This window comes from Microbacterium sp. Leaf351, assembly GCF_001423825.1.
GTDB classification, from domain to species: Bacteria; Actinomycetota; Actinomycetes; order Actinomycetales; family Microbacteriaceae; genus Microbacterium; species Microbacterium ginsengisoli.
Genome location: NZ_LMPK01000001.1, coordinates 15,181 through 15,854, shown reverse-complemented (window position 1 = coordinate 15,854; position 674 = coordinate 15,181). Strand labels below are relative to the sequence as shown.

The window sequence follows — 674 nt, the reverse complement described above, 5'->3', positions numbered from 1 at the left end:
GAGCGCATGCCTCTCTCCGGTGAGTACCTTCCGTCCACGGCCGACTGGGCCCGCACCCAGGCGGAGGCCTTCGAGGCCTCGAACGGCGCCGACGCCTCATCCCTTCGCGGCGCGGCGATCATCGTGCTGACGACCGTCGGCGCGAAGACGGGCGGCCTGCGCAAGACCGCGCTGATGCGGGTCGAGCACGACGGTCACTACGCGATCGTCGCCTCGAAGGGCGGCGCCCCGCAGCCTCCCGCCTGGTACTGGAACGTGCGCGCCAACCCGCACGTCGAGCTGCAGGACGCCGACGTCAAGCTCGACTACACCGCGCGCGAGGTCGACGGCGACGAGTACGCCCAGTGGTGGGAGCGCGCGGTCGCGGCATGGCCCGACTACGCCGAGTACCAGAAGAAGACCGACCGGCGCATCGCGCTGTTCGTGCTCGACCCGATCGGGCACTGAGAGCTCGTGCTCGACCCGATCGAGCACTGAGAGCTCGGGCGCGCCCGCCCGGCGAGCGCGGATGCCGCAGGTAGGGTCGGAAGGCCATGCAGCGCCTGGTCGTCACCCTCCTCGCCGCCCTCGATGCCTTCGTCGCGGCGGCCATCAGCGTCGGCGCCGCGGTGGTGCCCCTCGCGCTCCTGTGGATCACCGCCGTCAGCGGCGCCGGCCCCGCCGCGCTGTGGCAG

At 72.6% G+C, this 674-nt stretch carries 1 protein-coding gene; it reads left to right on the top strand.

Annotation, left to right across the window (positions count from 1 at the left end):
• A partial coding sequence (locus ASG00_RS00055; RefSeq protein WP_327037444.1) for a nitroreductase family deazaflavin-dependent oxidoreductase occupies positions 1-447 on the top strand: 447 nt, incomplete at its 5' end.
• Positions 448-674 lie beyond the last annotated feature (227 nt).